The organism is Halolamina sp. CBA1230, assembly GCF_002025255.2.
Classification (GTDB): Archaea; Halobacteriota; Halobacteria; order Halobacteriales; family Haloferacaceae; genus Halolamina.
On the sequence record NZ_CP054589.1, the window covers coordinates 18828 to 43576 of the forward strand.

20 protein-coding genes and 1 pseudogene are annotated in these 24749 nt (G+C 55.9%); 12 read left to right on the forward strand and 9 right to left on the reverse strand.

Going from position 1 to position 24749, the window contains the following annotated elements; translation table 11 throughout:
• Nucleotides 1-38 precede the first annotated feature (38 nt).
• Entirely contained in the window at nucleotides 39-782 is a 744-nt protein-coding gene (locus tag B4589_RS16560) for a hypothetical protein (RefSeq protein WP_079235427.1), read from the reverse strand.
• Nucleotides 783-852: 70 nt separating this feature from the next.
• On the opposite strand from B4589_RS16560, the gene B4589_RS16565 reads away from it, so the two are divergent.
• Entirely contained in the window at nucleotides 853-1704 is an 852-nt protein-coding gene (locus tag B4589_RS16565) for a class I SAM-dependent methyltransferase (protein ID WP_079235426.1), read from the forward strand.
• A 143-nt stretch (nucleotides 1705-1847) separates the two neighbouring features.
• Here B4589_RS16565 and B4589_RS16570 read toward each other — a convergent pair.
• The 6 genes and pseudogenes from B4589_RS16570 to galU form a co-directional block, all read right to left on the reverse strand.
• A pseudogene (locus B4589_RS16570) lies at nucleotides 1848-2129 on the reverse strand (IS1595 family transposase); the annotation flags it as partial.
• Between the two features lie 96 nt (nucleotides 2130-2225).
• The gene (locus B4589_RS16575) at nucleotides 2226-3230 is read right to left on the reverse strand and encodes a hypothetical protein (RefSeq protein WP_176330568.1); all 1005 of its coding nucleotides are present in this window, start codon (nucleotides 3228-3230) and stop codon (nucleotides 2226-2228) included.
• 33 nt (nucleotides 3231-3263) lie between these two features.
• Nucleotides 3264-4685: a flippase gene (locus B4589_RS16580; RefSeq protein WP_079235425.1), complete on the reverse strand. Its 1422-nt coding sequence runs from the start codon at nucleotides 4683-4685 to the stop codon at nucleotides 3264-3266.
• A 75-nt stretch (nucleotides 4686-4760) separates the two neighbouring features.
• The gene (locus tag B4589_RS16585) at nucleotides 4761-5684 is read right to left on the reverse strand and encodes an NAD(P)-dependent oxidoreductase (RefSeq protein ID WP_079235424.1); all 924 of its coding nucleotides are present in this window, start codon (nucleotides 5682-5684) and stop codon (nucleotides 4761-4763) included.
• Complete coding sequence (locus B4589_RS16590) at nucleotides 5681-6613, reverse strand: UDP-glucuronic acid decarboxylase family protein (protein ID WP_079235423.1); 933 nt, start codon at nucleotides 6611-6613, stop codon at nucleotides 5681-5683. The genes B4589_RS16585 and B4589_RS16590 overlap by 4 nt, the downstream gene beginning before the upstream one ends.
• A complete protein-coding gene (gene galU / locus B4589_RS16595) occupies nucleotides 6610-7476 on the reverse strand; it encodes a UTP--glucose-1-phosphate uridylyltransferase GalU (protein ID WP_079235422.1) in 867 nt (288 codons plus the stop codon). The genes B4589_RS16590 and galU overlap by 4 nt, the downstream gene beginning before the upstream one ends.
• A gap of 115 nt (nucleotides 7477-7591) precedes the next feature.
• On the opposite strand from galU, the gene aglM reads away from it, so the two are divergent.
• The 11 genes from aglM to B4589_RS16650 all read left to right on the forward strand — a co-directional run bounded on the left by aglM (nucleotide 7592) and on the right by B4589_RS16650 (nucleotide 23209).
• The gene (aglM, locus tag B4589_RS16600; RefSeq protein WP_176330569.1) at nucleotides 7592-8890 is read left to right on the forward strand and encodes a UDP-glucose 6-dehydrogenase AglM; all 1299 of its coding nucleotides are present in this window, start codon (nucleotides 7592-7594) and stop codon (nucleotides 8888-8890) included.
• Between the two features lie 159 nt (nucleotides 8891-9049).
• Nucleotides 9050-9310, forward strand: coding sequence for an NUDIX domain-containing protein (locus B4589_RS16605; RefSeq protein ID WP_255246177.1), 261 nt, complete (start codon nucleotides 9050-9052; stop codon nucleotides 9308-9310).
• Nucleotides 9311-9505: 195 nt separating this feature from the next.
• Nucleotides 9506-9784, forward strand: a complete 279-nt coding sequence (locus B4589_RS16610) for a hypothetical protein (RefSeq protein ID WP_079235490.1) — start codon at nucleotides 9506-9508, stop codon at nucleotides 9782-9784.
• Nucleotides 9785-9790: 6 nt separating this feature from the next.
• Nucleotides 9791-10210 carry a hypothetical protein gene (locus tag B4589_RS16615; RefSeq protein ID WP_079235421.1) on the forward strand — a complete coding sequence of 140 codons (420 nt, stop codon included), beginning with the start codon at nucleotides 9791-9793 and terminating at the stop codon, nucleotides 10208-10210.
• Nucleotides 10211-10237: 27 nt separating this feature from the next.
• Complete coding sequence (locus tag B4589_RS16620) at nucleotides 10238-11971, forward strand: hypothetical protein (RefSeq protein ID WP_176330570.1); 1734 nt, start codon at nucleotides 10238-10240, stop codon at nucleotides 11969-11971.
• The gene (locus B4589_RS16625; protein WP_176330571.1) at nucleotides 11968-12828 is read left to right on the forward strand and encodes a hypothetical protein; all 861 of its coding nucleotides are present in this window, start codon (nucleotides 11968-11970) and stop codon (nucleotides 12826-12828) included. Before B4589_RS16620 ends, B4589_RS16625 begins: the two co-directional genes overlap by 4 nt.
• A gap of 2 nt (nucleotides 12829-12830) precedes the next feature.
• Nucleotides 12831-13946, forward strand: coding sequence for a hypothetical protein (locus tag B4589_RS16630; RefSeq protein WP_079235419.1), 1116 nt, complete (start codon nucleotides 12831-12833; stop codon nucleotides 13944-13946).
• Nucleotides 13947-13948: 2 nt separating this feature from the next.
• On the forward strand, nucleotides 13949-15070 hold the full coding sequence (locus B4589_RS16635) for a hypothetical protein (RefSeq protein WP_079235418.1): 1122 nt from the start codon (nucleotides 13949-13951) through the stop codon (nucleotides 15068-15070).
• Nucleotides 15063-17270: a VirB4 family type IV secretion system protein gene (locus tag B4589_RS16640; protein WP_079235417.1), complete on the forward strand. Its 2208-nt coding sequence runs from the start codon at nucleotides 15063-15065 to the stop codon at nucleotides 17268-17270. Before B4589_RS16635 ends, B4589_RS16640 begins: the two co-directional genes overlap by 8 nt.
• Complete coding sequence (locus B4589_RS16645; protein WP_255246178.1) at nucleotides 17236-21558, forward strand: type IV secretory system conjugative DNA transfer family protein; 4323 nt, start codon at nucleotides 17236-17238, stop codon at nucleotides 21556-21558. The genes B4589_RS16640 and B4589_RS16645 overlap by 35 nt, the downstream gene beginning before the upstream one ends.
• A 388-nt stretch (nucleotides 21559-21946) precedes the next feature.
• Nucleotides 21947-23209, forward strand: a complete 1263-nt coding sequence (locus tag B4589_RS16650; protein WP_158081199.1) for a hypothetical protein — start codon at nucleotides 21947-21949, stop codon at nucleotides 23207-23209.
• 147 nt (nucleotides 23210-23356) lie between these two features.
• Here B4589_RS16650 and B4589_RS16655 read toward each other — a convergent pair whose 3' ends face one another.
• Entirely contained in the window at nucleotides 23357-23836 is a 480-nt protein-coding gene (locus B4589_RS16655) for a hypothetical protein (RefSeq protein WP_143414404.1), read from the reverse strand.
• 65 nt (nucleotides 23837-23901) lie between these two features.
• Complete coding sequence (locus B4589_RS16660; RefSeq protein WP_255246179.1) at nucleotides 23902-24471, reverse strand: helix-turn-helix domain-containing protein; 570 nt, start codon at nucleotides 24469-24471, stop codon at nucleotides 23902-23904.
• Nucleotides 24472-24749 lie beyond the last annotated feature (278 nt).

The window sequence follows — 24749 nt, forward strand, 5'->3', positions numbered from 1 at the left end:
TAACGACCTCCGCCAGAATATGTTGACTGTTGAGGATTTCAACAGAGCCGGTGGGACGCGAGTTCGTACGGCTTGAATACCTCCCACTTGTCGTAATACGGATCGGTGCGGCCAAGTTGGATGCAGGCGTAGCCGGTCATCTTCATCGCCCGCGTAAGCTTCACGAGTTCCGGCGCGTCCATGCCGTCGGCCACGGCCTCTGGGCCAGGCGCATCACGAGGATCGGCCATCTCAACATTCTCGTCTTCGGCCCACGGCGCGACGTTCTCCTCCGCGGTTTCGAAGCGTGCGAGTTTCTCGTCGGGAATGCGGTCCCGGATGTTGTCGATGGTGCACTCACTGACGCGCTCGGAGACATTCATCTCCTCGTGGACCGCGTGGTTGTCCGTCTGCTCTTCGAGCCTGTAGGACGGCGTATCAGTGAGTTCTTGGCCGAGAATCAGGCGTTGGTCTTCGGCGTCGGTGAGGTCACGGGCGAGGCCGTCAACACCGAGTTCGAACCGAGTAGTGCGGAGCCCCCCGATACGGGCGACGGCTTCGAGTGGGGAGAGACCGCGCTGGAGGGTGTCGCGTATCTGGTCCTCAATCGGAATCGGGTCACCAAGCGTAGCGACCTTGACGTCGGGCTGGTCGCCGTAGACACTCTCGTCAGAAGTCTTCTTTAGATTGGTGCCTGCTACGAAGTTGTCTTCAGCGTCGGACGGATCGCCAGTCTCCCACGAGCTGTCGAGCCCGTTGAATAGGTCGTCGTCCGACATTTCCTGAATATCGTCGGCTAGCATTATAAAACACGTAGGATGCGAAATAGAGTAACCCAGGTACTTATATTGGGTACAACACATTATCCCAGTTATGCCATCCAAAGTGACCTCCGCCCTAGAGATTCTACAACAGGAGGGGCCGGTCCCTCTCGCTCAGAAGACCTCGCTCTTTCTGGCTCGACAAACATCTGCCGGGAGACAGATTTTATATAAAAAATCAAAGGAACAGATCCGGGAGCGAATGGACGCGGAGGAGGGGCTGGAGGATATTTTAGATACTGTGTTAGATGTCAAACCCGGTTACCCACCCTATAGGGTTTTCACGATGCAATTGAGAGACGAGATCAAGACCCTAACTAACTTAGTTGAGAAAGAACGACCGAAAAGCGTCTTGGAAATCGGTACTGCAAAAGGGGGATCATTCTACATCTGGAGCCGCCATCTTGACAGCGTTAATAGACTAATAAGCCTGGATTTGCCAGGTGGAAGATTTGGTGGTGGATATGATGAACAAAAGACCGAGATCTTCCGGGAATTCTCACCTTCTAAGAACATGGATTTCGTAAGGACTGACTCACATCAATCTGCCACATATGATGAAGTTTCTGATCTCGTTGATGATGGTATTGATTTTCTATTTATTGACGGAGATCACACTTATGAAGGAGTCAAACAGGACTTTGAGATGTATAGTGAGTTAGTTTCTGAAGGTGGCATTATCGCGCTACATGATATTGCTACTCACCCAAATGATGAGGAAGTAGTCAAAAGACGGCGGCAGAATGTGGAAGATATTGAAGAGCGCCATCTCTCGTGGGGTGAAGGCCACTCCGACTGCAACGTTGACCAGTTTTGGACTGAGTTAGTTGAGGAATATGATACAGAAGAGATTATTTCTCATCCAAAACAAACGTGGGCAGGAATCGGTGTAATTCGTCTTTAAAATCCACAATCTTCTAACAGCACCCTCAAAGCCAACGCTTCTTCAGTTTTCTTAGCGATACCCTTGATATTGACCAATCCAACCGCTACGAAGTTACGAATTCGACTGGGTTACTGAGGACTGTTATAGGAAACGCCGATTTACACGTCTAACTGTCTGAGACTCGTGTTGAAGCGGATGTTGGTGTAGATAGCGAGAAACCACTTTCTGAGTGTCACCGCCGAGTGTTCGAAGACAGTGCCAGTCTGGTCGTTGAACGTGCGGTCGCAATTCTTACAGCGATACTGCTGAAACACTCGATAGCTGCCGTGCCGAATCGGTGATTCGGTACGGCACCGTAGGCAACAGACGCTGTCACGCCAGCGAACCTGTGCCAGCAGGTTCGCGACCCGACGCTCCGAGCCGAACGTCTTGACTGGGAACATCGTTCGTCGGGTGACGCGTTCGCGTCACCCTTGCCCGCTGTGACTTCCAGCGACTGCTGAGACTTGACCAACAATCCTCTACACAAGAGCGAATTTTTACTGGTTATCATATTCCCCAGTCCGATACCACCGGATAATCTTACTTACTGTCTTGAGATAGCCTACCTCTTCTATCGAATCAGATATCATCTTGTGTCTTGTGCGTCCAGCCACTACCCCCCCAATAATAATATGTAAACCCGTCCTGAGAACCCCTTCTTCCTTTATTGACAACCACAATTTTTGTATCTTTAATTCCGACTGTCCTGGGTTTATAAGTGGTTCCACTCTCTCATATTCCCCTTCGTTCGTGAGGCCCTTGGCCGCGAGATAAACAGGGATATACACTCTTGATTTTTTAATTTTAGGTGAGTTATTTATTTTTGTAGCAATATCATCAAGATTTGATGCACGTCCATGGAGAAGACGAATCTCTCCCTCTACAACTTGCGGGTACGGAATCCGGAAATTGTACTCCGGTGGGAGTGTAGCTATCTGAAGGTTACTCTCATACAGTGCCGCGCGTAATGCTTCTTGATCCGTTGCAGTTTCATCTACAGAAAGGTGATTTCGATATTTATCAAGCCAGTTCTCTATTACAGCTGTTACTTCCTCATTTGATTTGTATGCTAATACCCCGCCTTGAAACATCGGGAACGCATCTGGAATACCCTCATCATATGCTTCTTCTAGTGGTGGATCAGCACTGGTTGTTCGGACGGTATCGTGAGCGGCAGCAACGTCAAATTCCTCAAGAATCTCAAATATGTGATGGATTCCTTCGGGGTGATTAAGGTAAGTATCACAGTCGAGATAGATAGTGCGTTCATACGGAGAACGAAGCATATTCTCGATTTTGTCGGCAAATCCATAATTCGGGTTAGAAATTTCATATATCGAGTCAAATCCTGGTAATGAAACATCTCTGTCAGTGAATAATGTTAGCGGAATGTTTTGACAAACTTCATTAATGCTTTGGGCGGAGATTTGAGCCTCCTTGACGAACCGTTCTCCTGTTGCAACATAAATTATGCCGCAGTTCTCGTACTCTGACTCAGTCATAGGACAAACCTTGGCCTCTTATTGTATATATGACTATTTATATCCTATGAGGTTTGTGGCTTGTGTGCGTAACTTCGACCGGAGTGTTGATGAACTGAGGATCAATGTTAGGTAAATAGTTGCGCCAAATATAATCATTCCAAATAGCTGAATTAGACCACTAATAGGGATCATAGTCTTAAGCCACAGTAGAGTGAATGCCATTCCAATCGCAGCGATGGTACACCATCCAACCTCAAGGTAGGGGATTTTGATTGAGATCAGTGTCGAGAGGTAATAACCGTGTAGGATAGTGTTTAACACAAACGAAATACCGGTTGCGAGAGCAGCACCAACAAGTCCAAATATCGGAATGAAAGCAAGATTCAAACATAGATTCACGAGTACGGATGCCACTGTAGCCTTTGCCGCCATCTCAGGGCGATCCAATCCCATTATGACTCGTGATAGGATTACATGGATTGACTGGAGGAGTTTTTCCGCCATTAGTATAATGAAAGCTAACCAAGCAATAGTAAACTCAGCTCCGAACACGATCCCGAGAATCTCTTTAGAAAACACTACTACCCCGAAAAAAGACGGGATGACGAAGAGCATTGAGGGAGTTATCGCGTTATAAATTGCGGATTCAATATTGGAATCATCTCCTTCAACAGACCACTGGCTCACTTGAGGTAGTAGGGTGGTAGCAATTGATTTGCCCAGTAGCATCGTTACGGCAGTCACTCGCCACGCGACTTCGTATGCGCCCACGTGCGCCTGCGTAAGAAACAGACCAATAATTGCGACATCAATCCAGCTATAAAAATATCCGCCGATCGAGGTGATGACATTATATTTACTATATTCAAACAGGGAACTCATATGTTTCTTTGTTGGACGACTAAGTGAAGTTGACGTCCTACACCAACCAATGACCAAGGTAAGGATAGAACCTGTAATTAATCCATACACTAAACCGACGGCGCCGTAACCTAATGAGAGGAAAACGCCACCAATTCCGACCCAAGTGGCTTGCTTTATTAATTGAAAGATTGCTGTTTGACCGACCCGCAGTTCTCCCCTAAGCACAAATAGCGATAAACGTGCTAACTCTTGGATTACTAACGCGATCACTAACAGCAGAGCCAAATTCGCTCCAAGATACCCATTGATGTATGGTCTAAATATAATTATTAGTACTATGATGGTAGTGATTGGGACTAGTTTCAGAATGATAGTGCTTGATAGATATTTGCCTGGATCGTTCCCCTCACTAATCCGTTTTTGAGCGGCACCTCGCAACCCAAAATCAGACGGAATAGTCAGCATTCCGAGGAGAGCCTGAAAAAGAAAGAAGACGCCCATTGTAGCAGCACCCAATTCTCGTGAAAAATAGGCAATTCCAGCAAACCCAAGGATGGAACTTGCTGTCTTTGAAACGAAGAGTTTGACACTAGATCGTGCTATGTCCATAATGTGTACAGTATTCCTTTATTCATAGATTAAGTTAATAGTAATACAAAACGGGATTTGGTCATAAAACCAATATTAGTTCCTCATCTCTGAGAGAATCATTTCTCGTAGATCGGGATGTTCACGATACCACTCAATGGTTTCTGTTAGCCCTTGTATGAGTGATATCGTTGGTTCAAACCCAAGGAGTCCACTGGCCTTCGAAATGTTCGATACGTATGTTTCGACATCACCAGATCGATCTGTAGACACTGTCCAGCCTGGGCACGCTTCAACGGATTCAGTAATATGGGCCGCAACCTCTGGGAGGGTTGTTCCAGTCCCCGAACCGAGATTGATCACTTCACCGTTAACTACTTCGTCTCTTTTGATCGCAGTAAGAATCCCATCACAAACATCTGAAATATGAATGAAATCTAGTAGCTTACCCTCTCCGTAGACAGTCAACTCTTCACCAGCCATAGCAAGAGCGATGAAGATTGGGATAACTCGTTGGTTCAGATCCATCGGCCCGTAGACGTTCGCCAACCGAAGCGAAGTGACGGGAACATCATCTGTCTGCATATAGGCGTTTGCCAATGCTTCTGAACTCAGTTTACTTGCTGCATATCCATTCGGACTATCGGGTGTAACTTCATCCTCAGCAGGTTTGAGATCACTCCCGTAGACATCTCGACTGGATGCGTTAATGACGAATGCATCCATTTGTTCTGCCTGTTCTAGGACGTGGCGAGTCATCTCGATATTTTCAAGCGCACGATTTGAATCAGCCACGATCGGTTGAACTTGTGAGTGGGCTGCGAGATGAATAATTATATCAGATGTGGGAAGCTCGGGTTCCTTCCGCAAATCGACCTGATTTGTCTCAATCCCAGATGGTAGTTCGAATTCTGGCGGATCAATATCTACGCCACGAACGTCGTATCCCTCCTCTATTAACCGATGACTAAGATTCGATCCAATGAATCCACTTGATCCGGTGACCAACACACGTGTCATATTTGTTTTTTGAAATATGGGATTGAATCTATAAGCCCTTCTCGTAGCGGGATTTCAGGTTTCCATCCTAATTCTGACGTTGCCTTCGAAATATCCGGTCGTCTTACTTCCGGATCTTGTGGTGGCAACTCCTCGTACGTAATCCCACTATTACTTCCGACCACATCCAGTACAACCTCGGCGAGTTCATTGATTGTCCGCTCGTCGGGATTGCCGATGTTCACAGGTTCCTCTATGTCCGACTCTAACAGCGCCACTAGCCCATCAATCATATCTGAGACATAGCAGAAGCTTCGAGTCTGCTCACCGTCCCCGTACACAGTCAAATCCTCGCCAGTCAACGCCTGTCGCATAAAGTTCGGAATCACCCGGCCATCGTCAATCCGCATCCGAGGGCCGTACGTGTTGAAGATACGCGCCACTCGTACATCCAGCCCGTGCTTATCGCGGTAAGCACGAACGAGCGATTCACCGTAACGCTTGGACTCGTCGTAACACGACCGCGGCCCATAAGGATCAACGTTTCCACGGTAATCTTCGGGCTGTGGGTTTACTTCGGGATCGCCGTACACTTCGCTAGTTGAAGTAAACAAATACGTTGCATCCTTCTCCTTTGCGAGTCCCAGTGTTTTGTGTGTGCCCAGCGCACCGACTTTCAGCGTCTTGATCGGATAGTCACGATAGAACACCGGCGAGGCGAGGCTTGCAAGATGTAACACGGCGTCTAAATCACCAGCGACGTGGATAAATTCGGTGACGTCGTGTTCGTAGAAGGAAAAGGCCGAATGCTCGAATGCATCGTCAAGATTTTCGGTCTGCCCGCTGACCCGGTTGTCCATCCCGATTACTTCGTGCCCCCCTTCTAGCAGCTGATCACAAAGATGAGAGCCGAGAAATCCGGCAGCTCCGGTAACGAGAATCCGACTCATACGAACTGCTCCTTGAGCAATGCCTCAACAGCCTCGTTCATCTCCCCGTCATCGTGCCGGATCGCCATCTCGATATTCGCTTGAAGCCAGCTCGGGATGTTCCCGATATCGTAGCGATCCCCGGCCAGTTCGACTCCACGAACGTGGTCGAGTTGCCGAATTGCGTCCGTTAACTGGAGTTCCCCACCGACGCCCTTCTCTGTCTCTGCGAGCAATTCAAAAATCTGAGGTGTAAGTACGTATCGTCCTGTGATTGCCAGGTTCGACGGAGCCTCCTCCTGTGGCGGCTTCTCGACGAAATCAGTTACTGGGAAGCTCCCATCAGCAGACGCCGACCCGTCCACATCGGCGACGCCATACGACGGCACCTGTTCACAGGGGACCCGTTCGAGAGAGAGTACGGAGCTTTCGTACTCTTCGGCCTGCTTGATGAGCGTCTCCGTACACCCTCTGTCGTTCTCGATAATCGTATCCCCCAGCAGTAACGCGAACGGCTCGTCTCCAACGTGCTTTCGCGCGTACAACACGGCATCACCGAGTCCTTCCCGCTCCTTCTGTCGAACGTAGTGGATGTCGGCAAGGTCGGCGATCTCTTGAACGCGGTCAAGCCTGTCCAGTTTGCCGTCGGCTTCAAGTTCCTCTTCGAGTTCGTACGATTTGTCGAAGTGCCGTTCAATCGCTTGCTTCCCCCGTCCCGTAATAATGAGAATATCGTCAATCCCAGCCTCGACAGCCTCCTCAACGACGTACTGTATCGTCGGCTTGTCCAGCACGGGCATCATTTCCTTCGGCTGCGCTTTCGTCACCGGAAGGAATCGAGTGCCGAAGCCCGCAGCCGGGATAACAGCTTTCGTGACCTCCATAACCTACCTGCGTAACAAAGTTCCAGATAAATACCTGTTGTCATCAGCTACGGATGAAACCCAACGAGAGTGGACCGGACAATTCTTGTGAAGGGGATGGAATTACTCTCCTAAGATGCACCTCTCTGTCGTCGGCAGCGGCTACGTCGGCACCACTATCGCGGCCTGTTTCGCGGAACTCGGCCACAATGTCGTCAACATCGACATCGACGAGGACATCGTCGACGCAATCAACGCCGGCGACCCGCCAATCCACGAGGACGGCCTCGCCGAACTCTTAGAAGAACACACCGGCGAAGACGGCAACCTCCGCGCGACCACCGACTACCAAGCCGTCCTCGATACCGATGTCACCTTCCTCTGTCTCCCCACCCCCCAGAACGACGACGGCAGTATTGACCTCTCCATCATGGAGGCTGGCGCCGAACAGTTAGGGAAGACACTCGCCGAAAAGGACGCCTGGCACACGGTCGTCGTGAAGAGCACCGTCATCCCAGGCTCCACAGAGGACGTCATCACGGCCATCCTCGAAGACGAAATGGACCGAGAAGCCGGCGTGGACTTCGGCGTCGGGATGAATCCCGAGTTCCTCCGCGAAGGCACGGCCGTCCATGACTTCCTTGACCCGGACAAGGTCGTCCTCGGCGCCGACGACGAACGAGCTCTGGAGGATATGCACGGCGTCTTCGACCCGCTCATCGAACGCGCCGACGCCCACCTCGTCGAGACGGACACCCGAACTGCGGAGATGATCAAGTACGCCAATAACTCCTTCCTCGCCGCGAAGGTCTCCCTCATCAACGATATCGGGAACATCTGCAAGGAGCTCGGTGTGGACGCCTACGAGGTCGCAGACGCAATCGGCCTCGACGACCGTATCGGCGCGAAATTCCTGCGTTCAGGCCTCGGCTGGGGGGGTAGTTGCTTCCCGAAGGACACCGCAGCCATCCGTGCAGCGGCGAGAAGTGAGGGCTACGAACCCGCGATGCTCGACGCGGCCACGGAAATCAACGACACCCAACCGAAACGCCTCCTTTCGATGATGGACCGCCACGTCGATGTCGAAAACAAACGCGTCGCCGTGCTCGGCCTTGCGTTCAAACCTGGCACGGACGACATTCGGAATACCCGCGCCATCCCGGTCATCGAAGGCCTCCAAGAGCGTGACGCCGAGATTGTCGCCTACGACCCTATCGCAGACGAGAACATGCGTGAGGTCTACCCCGATATTAAGTACGCTGAAAGCGCCGCTGGGGCGCTTGACGGCGCGTCGGCTACCCTCGTCGTGACTGACTGGGAGGAAATCACCGAGCTTGACGAGGAATTCGATACGATGGCGACGCCTGTAGTGATCGACGGTCGGCGTGCTATTGACCGGCGTGACGGCATCGTCTACGAAGGGCTAACTTGGTAGTCACTGATATAGGACGGGGACTACCGGGGACTGCGCTCACGAAAAGTTTCTCGTGCAAAATGGACTACCCGATGGGTACCCCGTACTTCTGATGTCGCGCTAGATGTTCGGCAGCGAGTAGCTGTCGACCGCTGTTCGCCGGTTTCGGTTTTTTGTTTGGTGGTACTAATTGCTGTCGAAGGAGAATGGTTCGTATCCGGTGGAACGGTACTGAATAGCGAAGCTCGGACAGAAGCTGTCCACCGCGTCATCGAGGAGGAACTTGGAGTATCCGTTACCATTGACTATTGTTTCGGTCCCTACGAGTATTTCTATGATCCCCTTGAGATCGAGGGTATTGACTCGAAATACTACATTGTGACCGTGTATCGCTGCCGACTCGATCACGAAACGCCTCTACGGAACTCAGAGAAGGTGTAGTGGATAATATATTAACCAACAAGAGTTCAATCTCATCCCGATATGTTGGTTAATATCTCTGTACGAAGACCAAGGAATTCCGTTGATTCAATCACATTATTTTGATGATTGATAGCCAGAAGACATATACCACTCATCGCGCTATCGCGCCGATATGCACCGGGACTCAGCCGGTGTATGCCCATCCCCGCATGTATGATTACGAGGTCAGTCACCATCGAAGAGATCGATGAGTTATACCTGATGTGGAACGACCACATCAATGCTTCCGCCCTCTATCGCCGTGCCCTGCGCGAGGAAATGAATGTCCGGGATGTCGACCCCGATGAACTCCGTGAGCTCCTCGAACGGGCCCGCGAGCAGGGCCACACACTCGACGAAATCGCAGAGAACACCAACCGTTTCGGTGATCTCCAAGCACTCGTCGAAGACCAGCAAAATCAGTCAGTCCCCGAAGATGCCGCCCAAGAGTAACCCGCTATGTCACAGGACCAGACTCCCTCCGACCCTGAGCGTAGCGTCGAAAACCAGTCACCGCTGACCGGGAAGATCCCTCGGCAAGCAGCGCTCACCGTCGTCCTCCTGAGCCTGTTCGCTGTCCAGCCGGTTGCCGCCCAGAGTAACGCGGTCTGTAGCGCAGACAACCTCCCGGGCATGATTGAGGGGTTCTTCCAGCTGACCACAGCGCTGGGAATCGTCGGCCTCGCCATCGTCTGGCAGGCGGACTCCCTGATCGAGATGTTCACCCTCAATCCCGAGCAGAAGAAGGGTCTCAAGCGCCACAAACGGTCGGCGATGAAGTCCGCGGTCGTCCTCGTCGTCCTCGGCCCGCTGTACACGGTTGCCGGGTCGATGATGGGCCTCCCGCTGGCGCAGTGCGTCAACCTCGTCCCCTGGTAAGCACTCCACAGCCCCGTTGCGAGCCCTATGAACCATCGAGAGCTCTCCGTGCTCATGGCCGGCTTGCTCGCGACGAGCCTAGTCACGGGTATCGTCGCCGCTGACCCACCGCGACCGGGTACGGAGGGGAACGGACTCACCGAGAACGAGTCGGCAACGCTGTGGTCACGTGATGCGGACAGCTACATCGGCCAGGAGGAGTACCGCCAGCGCTACGGCGAGAATCGCTCCGCTGTCCATCAAGTCGCGAACGGGACGGACATTACGTTCAAACGACCGCCGGCGACTGCGGCGACGTGGACGCGGAACGACTTCGAGGACCTCGACGCCGGTGGGGCAGACACGTCCGTCCATCCACCGCACGCGGACCTCGAGGACGGCGTCTTCATCGAGGATGCTCAGGCGACGATCTTCGCGGTCCAGCCCTCTACTCGTGGACACCTCGAGTCCGGTGACACCCCACTGTACATCGCGCCGAATGGGACGATGCGCGGGTTCGTTGATTACCGCGTTCGCGTCCCCAACGGGAGTTCCTCCGGCAATACGACGATCTCGTGGTCGCTCACGGAGCACGAAATCGAAGAAGTCCGGTTGCAGAAGGACGGCGAGACCATCGCCGAGCGTGACGGGGCCCATACGCCTGCCCTCGACTACGAGATCGAGGACGACTGGAGTGCGAATCTCACGCTGGAAGCGGAGATAAGCGTTCGGCTGAAGAAGACCGTCAGAACCGATCTGGGTGACCGGACGGACGTCGACGTCACCTATCGGACGGAATCACGCAACGTCTCCGATTCGATCGCCGTCGAGATCTACGATCTCTCGGCGTACCCCTACTACGCCGAGTATCCGAACGGCGACGCCGGCGTGGCCATCTTCCAGTCGCGACCGTGGCAGGGGTACACGCTCACGGAGGACGGTGAGGCACGGGTCCGTGGCATCTGGCGGTTCTACACCGCTCGGGACACAAACTGGGACACGCTCGTTCGGTCGAATCGGACTGCTAGTGCGACCGTTCAGTCGGACGCGATTCCGGTGTATGTCCACGCCTATCCCTCGCGGATCGGGCCGCGTGCCGAGCCGGTTCGAGACGGGCCGGAACTCATCGAGACCTGGGGGACTGACCGCCCGTCACCAGTCGGCACCATCGGTGAGAACATCAATATCGACATCGTCAACCAGTCGTACACGACGACGTACGGCGTCGCCGTTCGAGCTGAGAACGTCGATCGAGAGGCGCTGCACGTTGCGGGCATCATCCGGGGCGTGAATGCGTCAATCGTCGAGCCGGATGCCGGGTCCGAGCGACAGCTCCGCCGCAGTAATCTCACTGTCGAGGTCATCCAACAGAATCAGTCGCAAGCCACGCTCAGGGTCGAACTGCGGGACAATCAAGCTGGTGCGCCGATCGCGCTCGACGATAACCGTCAGTATCCAATCGGCGGCACCACCCGGAACGGGTACATCACGGTCGCGGATCAGCGCGTCGAGACCAACGCCTCGGGGGTGGCGATCGTGACCATCGACGAACCGGGCATCTACACGGCTCGGTACTATCCGGGCTCGTGGCTCGGTCACGACCCGGCGTACGTGAGCGATACCGCGACGGCCCGCTGGCATCCACTCGGGACGATCGACAGCTGGTTTGCGCTGGTGTTCGAGGTCGGCTGGCAGCTCCTACCCTTCTTCGTGATGTTCTACGCTGGCAAGCGCCTCCTGCGGATGCTCGGCCCAGAAGACATCTTCCAACGCAATTCATGAAACGAGATACCCCACCCATCAGTAGGCGAACCGCCCTCCGAACAGTCGCCGGCGCCGCACTCACAACCATTGCTGGGTGTATGAATACAAATGGGAACTCCGGAACACCCAGTAATGGGTCTCCATCCCAGAATGACCAAGGTCCACTTCAGCGTGTTGCAGTCGATGGGACAGCGATCGTGGTGGAGCTCTCGGAAGATACCGAAATTAGCCAAGTCAACCTCGTCCAGCCGGATGGAGAACTGTTCGGTCAGCGTGACGTAGCAACAGGAGTACAGCAGGTTTCTTTCGAGATTGGGACCTCCTACGCACCAGGGGAGTATCGTGTTCTCGCGTTAGAGGGCGAAGAGACTGTGCAAGAGTCCGCTCTTTCGGTTCAGCCGGATCTTAGCATCGTGGAGATGGGGATCGGGAAGAATCAGCCTGAAGAGATGTGGGATAGCTCGAGTGACAAAATCTCAAAAGAGGCCTTCGTATCTGTCGAAAACCAAGGTAATGGCCCGGATGCGATTACGCAACTTCTATTTATTGGTGATGTTCCATATCCCTCGGATGAGGAAGGGACGAACTATGATGAAAACAACGATGTTAGTGGTATATACGACCCAGAAAAGGATACAGAAGTTGACGAGGTAGTCATAGAACCGGGAGAGCAGCTTACACTGTACAGTTACCGTTCACCGTTTGCGTTCGTTCGAGGTGAGGGGACTTCGTGTGAGAGCGAGGAACAAACCGGAAGCTTCGAAGTCATTCTAGAAACACGAGTAGGGGCTAACCGAGTTTCCAATCCTTACAGTATCCACTACTCCGCGTCAGAAGAGTTCGATAATTGTGAGATCACAATTAGTGAGGACTAACGATGGTGGACCTGATTGATGTCGTCCTAGAGGGATTCAAAGACGTCGTCGATTGGGTGATTTCCCTCTTCATGGAGGGGTTGAACACCGGTTATGAAACCCTCACTGAGGAGATGTTCGGGACTCCGACGCCCGAAACGGAAGGTGCATTTGTCTTTGGTGCGCCAACAAACGGACCCTGGCCAGCAATTCGCGATGCGTTGGTTGGAGGTGAGATTATGCTTATCTCACTGCTCCTTCTGGTAATGTGCGTTCAAGGGCGACACACAGTCCGGATTTTCAATATCGGAAGTGCATATGAAGCAAGACGGACAAAGAAGACCGCTTGGGTTGGCGCATTCCTCATCATCAGCTGGTACTGGGTCAGTGTTCTTGGTCTCTACATCGTCGACGGGTTCACGATTGCGTTGATGCCGAGTCTGGAAACCCTGGGTGATGCGATGCTGAATTTCCTCAAAGAGTCACTGACCAATCCAGGGCTTGCATTCATGTTCGCAATCGTTGGCGGCCTCTCGATGTGGGCACTTGAAGCCCTCTACTACATTCGAGAGGTGTTACTTTACGTGTATGTCTACGGAATGCCGATAGCGTTTGCTCTCGCCTATGGTAATGTTCCAGTCCTTTCGGACATTGCGATGGGATTCTCGAAGCGGTTTGTCCCTTTGGCGGTTCTACCCCTCCCAGCAGCAGTCGTGTTCAAAGGATACGACCTGCTCTATTCGGAAGGAGCACTCACGCCAAATGGTGCGTTTCTGAAGTACCTAGTTGCCGCGTCACTGCCTCTTATCGCGCTTTATCTCACGTGGAAGACGTTCAAATACGCGACCCCGTTGACGGCCAAAGTCGTCGGCGGTGCAACGAAAGGCGCAGCACTCGTTGGCGGTGTTGCTGCCGGAGCCTACGTCGGTGGCGCCGGCGTCGCGACGACTGCCGCTCGGTGGGGGCCGAAAGCCGCTGCCGGCCAGGCCGTCGCGCAAAAAGCAGCTGCCCGCGGTGGACACGGAGAAGACGGTAGCGGCACGCCGTCGTACCGCCGTACCGAGAATGACCCCGGTGGAGCGACAGCCGAATCGGCGAGTGACGACCACGGTATGGACTTTGACCGCGGTATCCACTAACAATGTCAACAGACGAAGACGCAGCCGCACGGCGCATCATGGATCAGTTCGGTGAGGAGAGTCGCATCCCGTATCTCAATATCGAGGAAGGCGACGTCGGCATGCTCATCGCCTTCCCCATTATTGGGCTGTTTATCGCGGGGCTCACCGGGATCGAATCACTGGCTCTCCCGTTCGTCGCTGGCGGGCTTGGCTTTGGCGTTGCCGTCATCTACGTCTCACCAACCCACCTAAACGCCTGGACGTGGACCAAAGATGTCTATCGGTACCTCAAACGGCCCCAGATCACGTTCAGTGCGCCCGTCGACGCCGACACGAGTACCAACGAGTCAGAGCGCAACGAAGGCGGACTCGCGAACTACACGCCGTTCAAGCCGGACGAGCGAACGCAAGACCTCACGAACATCAAGCGGGCATGGCCGGGCGCTGGTGCCATCCAGCGTGAAGACGGCGCGATGGAGGCGTTCATCGAGATCGATCCAGCGAACATGGATTTCGCAATGTCCGACGACTGGGCGCAACTCCAGGACGCTGGCGAAGAGTTCGCCAACAAAGAACTGGACTCGAAGCTCAAACTCCACGCCACAACCCGTTCCTTCCCCGTCGAGCAGATCACCGAGACCATCGAAGATCGACTCACCGACGAAGACGTCACGGAGAACCCGATCTTTCGGGAACTTCTCGAAGAGTACCGGGAGACACGGCCGAAGGAGATGCGTGACCGGGGCACCCAGCAGGTTCGGTACTACATCGGCGTCGAGGTCACGCCGCTGGAGGTCTACGACCGCTTCCGCGATGAGGGCACCCCCGCCGAGAAGCTGACCCAGTTCCCCGTCATCGGCTTCCTGTTCAACCCGTTCGTGACTCGTCGTGAGGACCTCACCGACGTCGAGCGCCGCGCACAGATGTTCGAGAAGCTCGACAGCCGGGTCAACGACGTCCGCGCCGAGTTCATCCAGCAAGCCTCGGGCTGGTCCGCACGTCGACTCAGCACGGTCGAGCTGTTCGTTCTGAATATGGACTTCTGGAACGGCCGCGAACACGACTACGACGAGGCAGACCGTGTCGTTCGCGACCAATCGATCATCGGCCATTCGCGCCGGGAGGACCCACACGATGCGTAACGTGATCCTCCAGACAGGTGGTGGCGTGCTTGGCCCCGTCATCGGGTGGCTTCAGAACCTGACACCAGCAGAGGGTGCAGTACTTGCCCTTGTGATGGGTCTCGTCCTCGGCGTCGGCAGCAAACATCTCTGGGACCGCTTCACTGGGGATGATGAACCAGACGTGGACTTCGCGGATGTCCTCGACGAGGAGACACTCACAGAAGGTGAGGCCGAACGCAAGCTCCTCGACGACATCTCGGAGTCGCACAAGACCGTTACCGCGCCCGGAGCTGTCGAATGGGAAACGCGAGCCGCACGGGTCGGCGAGCAGTGGACGACGACGCTGTATATCGCTAACTATGCCGACTATCCCAACGACGGGTATCTGAGCGACCTCTTCGAGATGACCGACGTCCAGTTCGACCTCACCGCGCACATCACGCCGAAAAATCAGGAGCGGGCTCGGAACGAACTGCAGGACATCGCTGACGACCTCCAGGTCGATGCTGACCTCGAACAGAGTATCCGGAGTGCCTACCTGCAGGAACGCGCCAACGAGGCCGCAGCGACCTACAAGGCCGTCGAGAACGGCGCGAATGTCTTCGACCAGGGGATGTTCATCACCGTGCGGGCCGACGAGAAAGACGAGCTCAGGGATGCCGTCCAGACGGTCAAGAGTGCGCTCCGCGACGACCCGGCGAACCTCACACCGAAGACGGCGATCTGTCGGCAGGACCTCGCCCTCCAGTCCGCCGCACCCATCGGCGACAACGAGTTCGGCCGGACATCGATCGCCTTGGGCGGGGCTGTCGGTGCGTTGCTCTCCTCGCCGCACAACGCAACGATCCTCGAGGAGGGTGGCGTCGAGTTCGGGATTCACAAGGACAACCAGAGTCCTGTGGTCATCGACCCGTTCGCCCGGGACAACGGGTACGCGATGTTCACCGTCGGCGACACCGGCTCGGGGAAGTCGTTCAGTTCGAAGCAGAACTTTATCCGCTCCATCGAGCAGAGCAAGGACCGTATCGGCATCATCCTCGAACCGCTGAACAACTGGGCCGGCGTCGCCGAAGCCCTCGACGCCAAACGCATCACTGTCGGCGGGACGCTCGGGCTGAACCCCCTGGAGATCCGCGAGACGCCCGAGCATGTCCAGCGGGCGATGGGCGAGGACGCGAGCCCATTCAACGAGAAGCTCGACGACGCGATGAGCTTCCTCACGAACTTCTTCGCGCTGCGGGGCATCTCGCTGGGTGACCGCCGGACGACGCTCGAACTCGCCCTCAAACGTGCCTACCAGCGCAACGGCATCACCGACGACATCTCGACGCACAGCAATCCGAGTCCGACCATCCGCGAGATGATGGACGTGTTCGAGGATATGGTCGACGAACCTGAGGAATTCGTCGTCCGGTCCGACGAAGAGGCAGGGAAGATCAAGGAGGATGCGACGTGGCTCCTCGACCAGCTCCGCCCCTTCGAGGACGACGGTCGCCACGCCAACCTCGGCCAGGAATCCGACTTCGACATTCGGGACGAGAAGGTCATCTACCTCGACCTCGCCCAGCAAGAGGGCAGCGTCGACAGCAGCACGGCACTGACGATGCAGCTGCTGATCTCGCTGGTGTACGAGCGGGCGAAAGTCTCGGAGAAGGAGGTGGTGTTCTACATCGACGAGGCCCGCTACATCATGCAGGACGCCGCGAGCCTGGCGTTCCTCGAAACGGTGTTCCGCCACCACCGCCACCACGATCTCTCGATCCGGCTGGTCACCCAGACGGTCGACGAGTTCTTCGAGCACGCCGAATCCGAGGCGATCTTGGACCAGTGTGCCGTCAAGCAGTTCCATCGGCTGGACGGAATGGACAAGGAGTGGGCCGACGAGTTCGGGCTGAACTACGCGCAGATGCGGTTCGTCCAGGACGCCGTGCCCGGCAACGAGGACGCCGGCTTCTCCGAGGCGCTCGTCGGCGTCGACGGCGAGTGGCGCGGCATCCAGGTCAAAGCGATGCCCAAAGAGAAGCAAGTCATCGACTTCGAGCCAACCGAGCAACGGCGATCCTCGCTCCCCGGTACTGGCGAGAATGCTGTAGACGCGGATGTACAGGCGTTCCAAGACGAGATTGAACGCCGAGGGACTGACAACGGACAACTCCAATCTGAGCAGACGCCAACAGAGACTGATGGCGGCGAAACGGGAGGTGGCGACGATGCGTGAGTATCTTCGCGTGACGCCAACCTCCGAACCCCTCAATCCGGAGCGTCTACCGCAGGCACTGGAGAGCCTCCACAAACTGACCTCAACGGACTCGACAGGGCTAGCTGACAAACTCAATCCGCTACATAGCGACACACCGCTACGCTTCGAATTTCTCGCGCTCAGCGAGGGGAAAGATGACCCCGTCGAATTCTACTACGGTGCCGACGACCATCTGGATACCCTTGAGAAACGGCTCCGGTCGGTCTATCCCGAGACGTTCGACATCGAGCGTACCGAGGTCGACATCGCATCCCGACTCGTACAGCCTGTCGAATTCGACCGCGAGACATTCGTCGAGCACTATGAGTCAGGCGAGCTCACGTACGAGTTCGGCCCTGACGAGCAATACGAGAGTGGCACTGACGACAACAGTCAAGCGGGGTCAGGGGACGCCGAATCAGCCGCGGATGGCGGAACGGTCGGCGACCAGTCTGCCGACCACCTCATCGAGATCGGCGATACTGTCCTCGAACTCGCCCCACCAGATGCGATTCCCGAGGATGAGCCACTCACGACGCTTGCCAAACCAACGGTAACATCGGAGGGGACGATACTCGCCCGGCCAGCGTCCGAATCCGTCTCCCCACTCGGCGTGCGGTGGCAGGGGTCAGCGACTCGGAAACAGGACTGGATGACCTCACTCTCGCCATTCACTGCCGACGACGAAGCAGAACTCCCAGCCGTCGATCAGCCAGGTGGTGCGCTCGCGTCGCTTGTCGACCACCTGATGGAGGCGACAGCACCAGTAGCGTTCCAAGTCGTCTTCCAACGACGCGAGAGCTGGCAGTCCGATGCCGACCTTCGCAAGGAGGACGTCATCGACGGCCGAGACACACTCGCTCAGGAGATTATTGGCTCCCTTTTCGAACTCGACGATCAGTCGGAGAGCCGGGACAGAAACCAGCTGAGCGACGCCGTTGCAAAACGTGTCGCGGCAATCGAGGCGAAAAATCCGAAGCGGTCGTTCACCGCGAACATCCGCGCAATCGGGATTCCATCCGGTAGTGACGGTCGCGATGATCTCGATGAGCGGATACAGTCACTTGTCCCAGTATTCGACCCGCTTGACGGGCCGTACTACCAGGTTGCGGCCGAACGATTACGTGACAGCGGCTTCCGGGCAGCCACGAAAGAACGAAACGCACGAGCGGCGTTGCAGCGGCTCTTGGATCGTGAGATCACGACCGGCCGTGGGAAGACCCGACCGGAGTTCGTCCTGAGCGGCCGAGAACTCGCGAATTTCGTACTCGTGCCCTCCTCAGAACAGCTGACTGTCGAGGGGGCACGTGGGGCGCGTGCGGAACAGCAGAGTCGGAACCCATTGCCACGCCCCCACCAGGACCTCATGAGTGAATTCCGCGACGGGATGGCAATCGGGTATGCCCTCGACGACACCGGCGAGGCCGAAGACGAGCCGACACACATTCCACCCGGACTGCTGCCCACTCATTACGGCCGGTTCGGAACAACCGGCTCTGGGAAGTCGAAAGCCCTCATTAACGACCTGCTGTCGCTGTACGACAACACGGAGGGGCCGACGATCCTCATCATCCCGAAGAACGACGACATGGCCCAGAACTACATGCGGGCTCACGCACGCCGGTTCGGAATGACCGACCTCGAAGAGAATGTCGTCCACTTCCCGGTCCCAGACGTCCTCCCCGGCTTCTCGTTTTTCAATCTCGAACCGTCGATGGAGAGTGGACGGCGCCGCGAAGACGCCGTCCAACGGAAGGCCGACCACTACGAGGAGATTTTGAAGCTCGTGATGGGAACCGACCGCTACGAGCGGGCGACTGTGGCCCCGACTCTCATCAAGACACTCATCAAGGCTCTGTTCGACGAGGAATACGGGCGTGAGAACGGGCAGTACCGAGCATCGACGGACTACTTCGCCCACCGACAGCTCGAACACGTCGTCGACCAGCTTTGGGAGGCCGGGCCACCGAACGAGAACATCGGCGACGCCCCGCGGTCGAGCGACGAGGAGGTCACCCGGACGATTCGACGGCAGCTCCAGTTAGATCCGAACACCTTTGCGAACGTGATGGGTGGTGTCGGAAACCGCCTTGCGTACATTTCACAGGATACGCACCTGCGGCAGATATTCAACAATACCGAGAACCAGTTCGACTTTCGGGATGTCCTCGACGAGGATACGGTCATCCTCTTCGACCTCGGCGACCTCCGCGACGACGCCGCCCGGATCATGACCGGTGTGATCCTGACCAATCTCGATGCAGCTCTCAAGGACCGCAAACAGGCCCTCTCCCAGCACTCGGACGACTACGTCGTGAACTTGCTCGTCGACGAGGCAGCGTCGGTCGTGGTCTCCGACATCATGAATGATCTCCTCGAGAAAGGCCGGGGATTCCGGCTCTCTGTTGGCCTGTCGATGCAGTTCCCCGAACAGATGGAGGCTGAAGGTGGGCGGAAGATCTACCTGAATGCTCTGAACAACATCGGCAGTTCACTCATCGGGAAAATCAACGTCGACCGGGAACTGGCACGTGCGATGGCCCACGAAGAGATGGACCCTGCGGATTTCGCCAATCGGATCCGTTCGTTGCCGCGCGGAGAGTGGATCGCCAGCTTGCCAAGCCCGACGTTCGGTGAAACGGGGCCGTATCCGTTCAGTCTCGAACCACTCCCGATCCCACCGGGCCACCCCGAGAGCGAATCCCCGCTCACTGAGCGTGAAGAGGAGCAGTTCACTGAGACGCTCTCCTCGATGCACGAGGACATCAGTGACGAACACGGTGTGCCGGCTGAGCCAGACACCGCAACAACGAGCACACCTGCCGACGGACACGAGGTGCTCCATATCGGGAGCGACGACCTGGACGTCGCGATTGCGAACGTGATTCGGAGTCTGCAGCTTCGAGAGGGCTGCCGCGAGGAGAACGGCTGGGTGGCCGTTGAAGCAGTTGATGACGAACTCAGACGACTCTTTGACGACGTCGACGCCGAGCCGCCATCGTATGATGCACTCGCGGACATTCGAGAACGATCACGATACCTCGATACGACCGTCGATATCGACGCCGACGAGCTCCGCATCCGGCTCACTGACGCCGGCGAAGAGGTCGCGACGCCCGATACTGGTAGCGTGCAGGCCGCGGGTGGAAGTGCTCACGACGCAGCACTCCGCCAGATCGAGGAAGAACTCACTGCACTCGGTTTCACCGTCTCGATCCTCGCACAGGATGGCAGCGAGAAACCTGACGCGAGGGCGAGCCACCCCGACGTTGCCGATCGATTCGCCATCGAAGTCGAAACGACGACACCCGAGAATCCCGCAAAGGTGCTCACGAATCTCCGGAAAGCCCAAGAAGCAGGGGATATCCCGCTGTTTGTCGTTCGACCAGGAAACGACGAAACTGAGTGGGCCGAGCGTGTCGACGGCATTCTCACGCCACCCGTTCGCACCCTCCAGAATGGTGAGACACGGTTCTACACGACCGACTCGAATGTCACGTTCAACGGCGGAGCGACCGAAGACGGTGGGGTGACGGCCGTGCGACCGGCGAACGGCGACGAGAACGGGACCCAGAACATCTGGCAGCGTGATGGCGACGAGATCGTCCTTCGTGATGCCAGCGAGACGGAACACATCCGCCTCCCATCGCTTGAAAAACTCTCGAAAGATCGTGTTCCGGCCATCTACAGCTACGACCACGCTGCCGACGAGTACGTCGTATACGAGCACGGTGAACAACACATCTACGAGACGAAATCGGCGTTCGAGGACGACTGGGTGCGTATCAAGAAGCCATTCGTCCCCGAAGCCGAACTTCAGACACCCGATTATAGCCCCACGTCGTACGCTATCGTCATTCTCCCTGAAGAAGGCAACCCGGTCGTGTACGATACTGACGGTACGTACTCGATGGACACCCTACTCGATACCGTCACCACAAGTGGGTGCGAAGAAACGACAGGAGAACAGGCTGACCATATTCAGCAGGCGCCTCAGCCATCGATTGACAATATTGCTGATGATCCAGAGGCGGTTGTTGAGCGATTCGCAGAGACACACCTCGTCGAAGACCCGGAAAGCAGAGTAGCCGCCGGAGATGTCTACGAAATCTACGAGCAGTGGGCTGAGGCTCACGGGATTGATACAGATAGCAAACCCTGGTTCGGCCGTCGCCTCGGGAACTATGTCACGTTCGAGCGGAACACAGACAATGAGAACGGCGACTCTGTTCGATACTACGAGGGGCTTGCACTCAAATCAGAATAGATCTGGAGATGAATACAATGCAATCCACACTCAGCGCCAAATATATCGTAAATGTAAATTTGAGTTTGTATAAAAGGAAATGCCTCTCGCGTTACGGAAACATCGAGGCATATCGTCTCCGCAGGACCGAAATCAGCAGACAGCAAGGGGTTACGGCAATCAACCGAAATGCCGTAACACAAGCATTCTGGAGAGATTTTGCCGTATGCACGTATCGGGAGCCTCAAACCCAGGATTTCACGGAATTGGATGATCTATTACGGCAAAAACCAACTAGGATAGAACGGGGGGTCCCCGTTGGGACCAAGGGATTGGATCGCGATTTACAGCAGAGAGAGTTCTGTGCTGGCTCAGAGCCAGTGAGAGCCATGCGAGGTCCTACGTGAGGATGAGTGACCCTATGATCGACGAGCCGGAGGCGATTCCGGAGACGTTACGCGAACGCGACCAGTGGGTGTGCTGGCGGGAGGAGGAGCGGGACGGCAAACCGACGAAGATCCCGGTGACGCCAGGGGCTGGGGGGTTCGCGTCAGCAACCGAGTCGGAGACTTGGTCAAGTTTCGAGACAGCACTCGACTACACCGAGACGGAGCACGCCGATGGCATCGGGTTCGTGTTTACTGACGACGATCCCATCGTCGGCGTCGATCTGGACGACTGCCGCGATCCCGAGACAGACGACGTCGACGACGCGGCGCTGGACATCATTGAGCGACTCGACTCCTATACGGAGGTGTCACCGTCCGGTACCGGCTATCACGTCCTGGTTACCGGCGAACTCCCAGACGGGCGGAACCGACGTGGAAGCGTCGAACTGTACGACACGGCACGCTTTTTCACCGTTACTGGCGACCACGTCGAGCGGACCCCAACGCGCGTTGCACGCCGGCAGGACGCGCTCACAGCGATTCACCGCGAGTACGTCCAGGACACTGACAGCGACACGGCATCCGAGTCCGAGCCCCGTGGCGCGACTGACGGGGAGTCAGCAACGAGCGGTGCAGTCAACGTCGGCGTTGACCTCGAAGACGATGATCTCCTCGAGAAAGCGCGAAACGCATCGAACGGCGAGAAGTTCGAGCGGCTCTGGAAGGGGAATACGGTCGGCTACGACAGTCAGTCCGAGGCCGACATGGCGCTGTGTTGTTTGCTGGCGTTCTGGACTGGCGGCGACCAGACGCAGATGGATCAACTGTTCCGCCAGTCGGGATTGATGCGGGAGAAATGGGACGAGGTCCACTACGCTGACGGGTCGACGTACGGCGAGAAGACCATTGAGCGAGCGATTGCGACCACGTCGGAGTTCTACGACCCGGACGCCGGCGACGACGACGCAGATCCTCACGGCCCACCTGACGGTGTCACTGCTGGTAGTACGCCAGACGACGCAGACCGGAGTCGTGCGTATCTGGCGGAGAAAAATCGCTTGTTGAGCGAGCGCGTCGACGAACTCGAGGCAACACTCGAACAGAAGACTGAGCGGATCGAGACCCTCGAAGCAGAAATCGAACGACTCACCGACGAACTCGATGCCCGTGACGGGGAAACTGAGCAGTCCCACGATGAGCAAGTCGCTACTACAAGCGAAAGCAGTCGCGAGTCGGAGACACAATCCGTGTGGAGACGATTATTCGGCGGAGACTCGGAGTGAATCCCCGACGGCAAGGCCAGTATTAACCAACACTCCACAATATACTCCGGTGGCTGTTGGTTAATCACTATGAATAGGAAGAGCCGATCAAACGGGGTGACCCATTGCGGTGAATATCGCCGGACAGACCTCGTACAATAGGACACTTCAGCTCAGGAACTGATCAGCAACGAGATCCGCGATAAAGCCACGACCTTCGACAACTGATGTGATATCTCCGACATCAGCGGCGCTGAGGACGTCTTCAATGGCCTGTTCGGCCTTTGTATCGCTCACGAACACGGTGACATAGGTTGCGTCACCTGTCGCGTATTGATAGGCCAGTCCCGCGAGAATCGTGTCCGTTTTTTCAATCTCGTCTTCGGTGACATCCTCGGCGGAGAGATTCAACATACGCTTCCGCGTTTTATCTACAACCTCAGAAACGCCGGGCGTCGAAAAGTCGATTCCCCCCGGTTTGAGCCATCCGGCGTTCTGTGCCGACCGGAGTCGATCTCGCTGGTAAGCGTACGCGTCCGGGCTTTCGCCCATTTCCTCAGCAACGTGCCCCGGAATGTACACGGTGAGGTTTCGATCTGTCACGAACTGCTCGAATGCCTGATACTGTTCATTGGCAGGCCCACCCATCGAGATGAGAACGCTACTATCGATAATAGCCGTACTATCGCGTGGGATCTCTGGCTCCGACGCCATCAGTTGGCCTGGTCAAGATATGGATCGTATTCCACAGCCTCTTCGATTACGTCTTGAAGAGCTGTGAATACCGTCATTCCCTCGACGGGATGGACGCCGAGTTTGTTCGCGGCCGTCCGCTGGGTGAAGTCCCCGTCCATGATTCGGAGCGTGTAGTGGAGCGCAGCGGCCAGTTTGGGGATTCCCTGGCGGTCGACGAACACGCGGATATCCTCCGTATCGCGTTGCCGGCCGATCGCATCGATCAGGACGGGTGTCGCGGTGACGACACCGTGGTCAGTATCTAATTGGAGGTGAATCGGCTCAACAGTCACCGTGGTCGGCGTCTCGTCGTCATACCGAGTAAGGATGCCCATCTCTTCGAGCCGTCCGAGATACTTGTATGTGGTCGAGTGCGGTATGTCGAGTTCTGTTTTGATTGTCTCGATCTCGACGGGCCCATCTCGGAGGATAAACGTGTACAGCTGGGCGAGCTGGGGCGTGTTCAGCAGCTCAGCGTAGGTGAGGAAGTCATTGAACGTCTCCTCGGGGTCGGTCTGGGTGCCCGCGATTCGGTTGTCGGCCGACATCACAATACATATTCTATGGATAGTATATTAACTCTTGCCCCATCGGAGCTGCGCTGAGTAGCTAGTGGTCAGAACGGGAGTCCACCGACAAGCTCCGCCCTTCAGGGGAGAAGGGGACCCGAGAAGCCCTCCCTCGAGCGTTCTGATTCGTGAGCTGAGACGGTTAACCAACAGACTCGCTACACCACGCTATTTGTTGGTTAACTACGCTCAATATCGCCGCAAGACGGGGCTACCGCAGGAGCCTGTGGTTCAAGAAACTATTCCTCGAAGCAAGA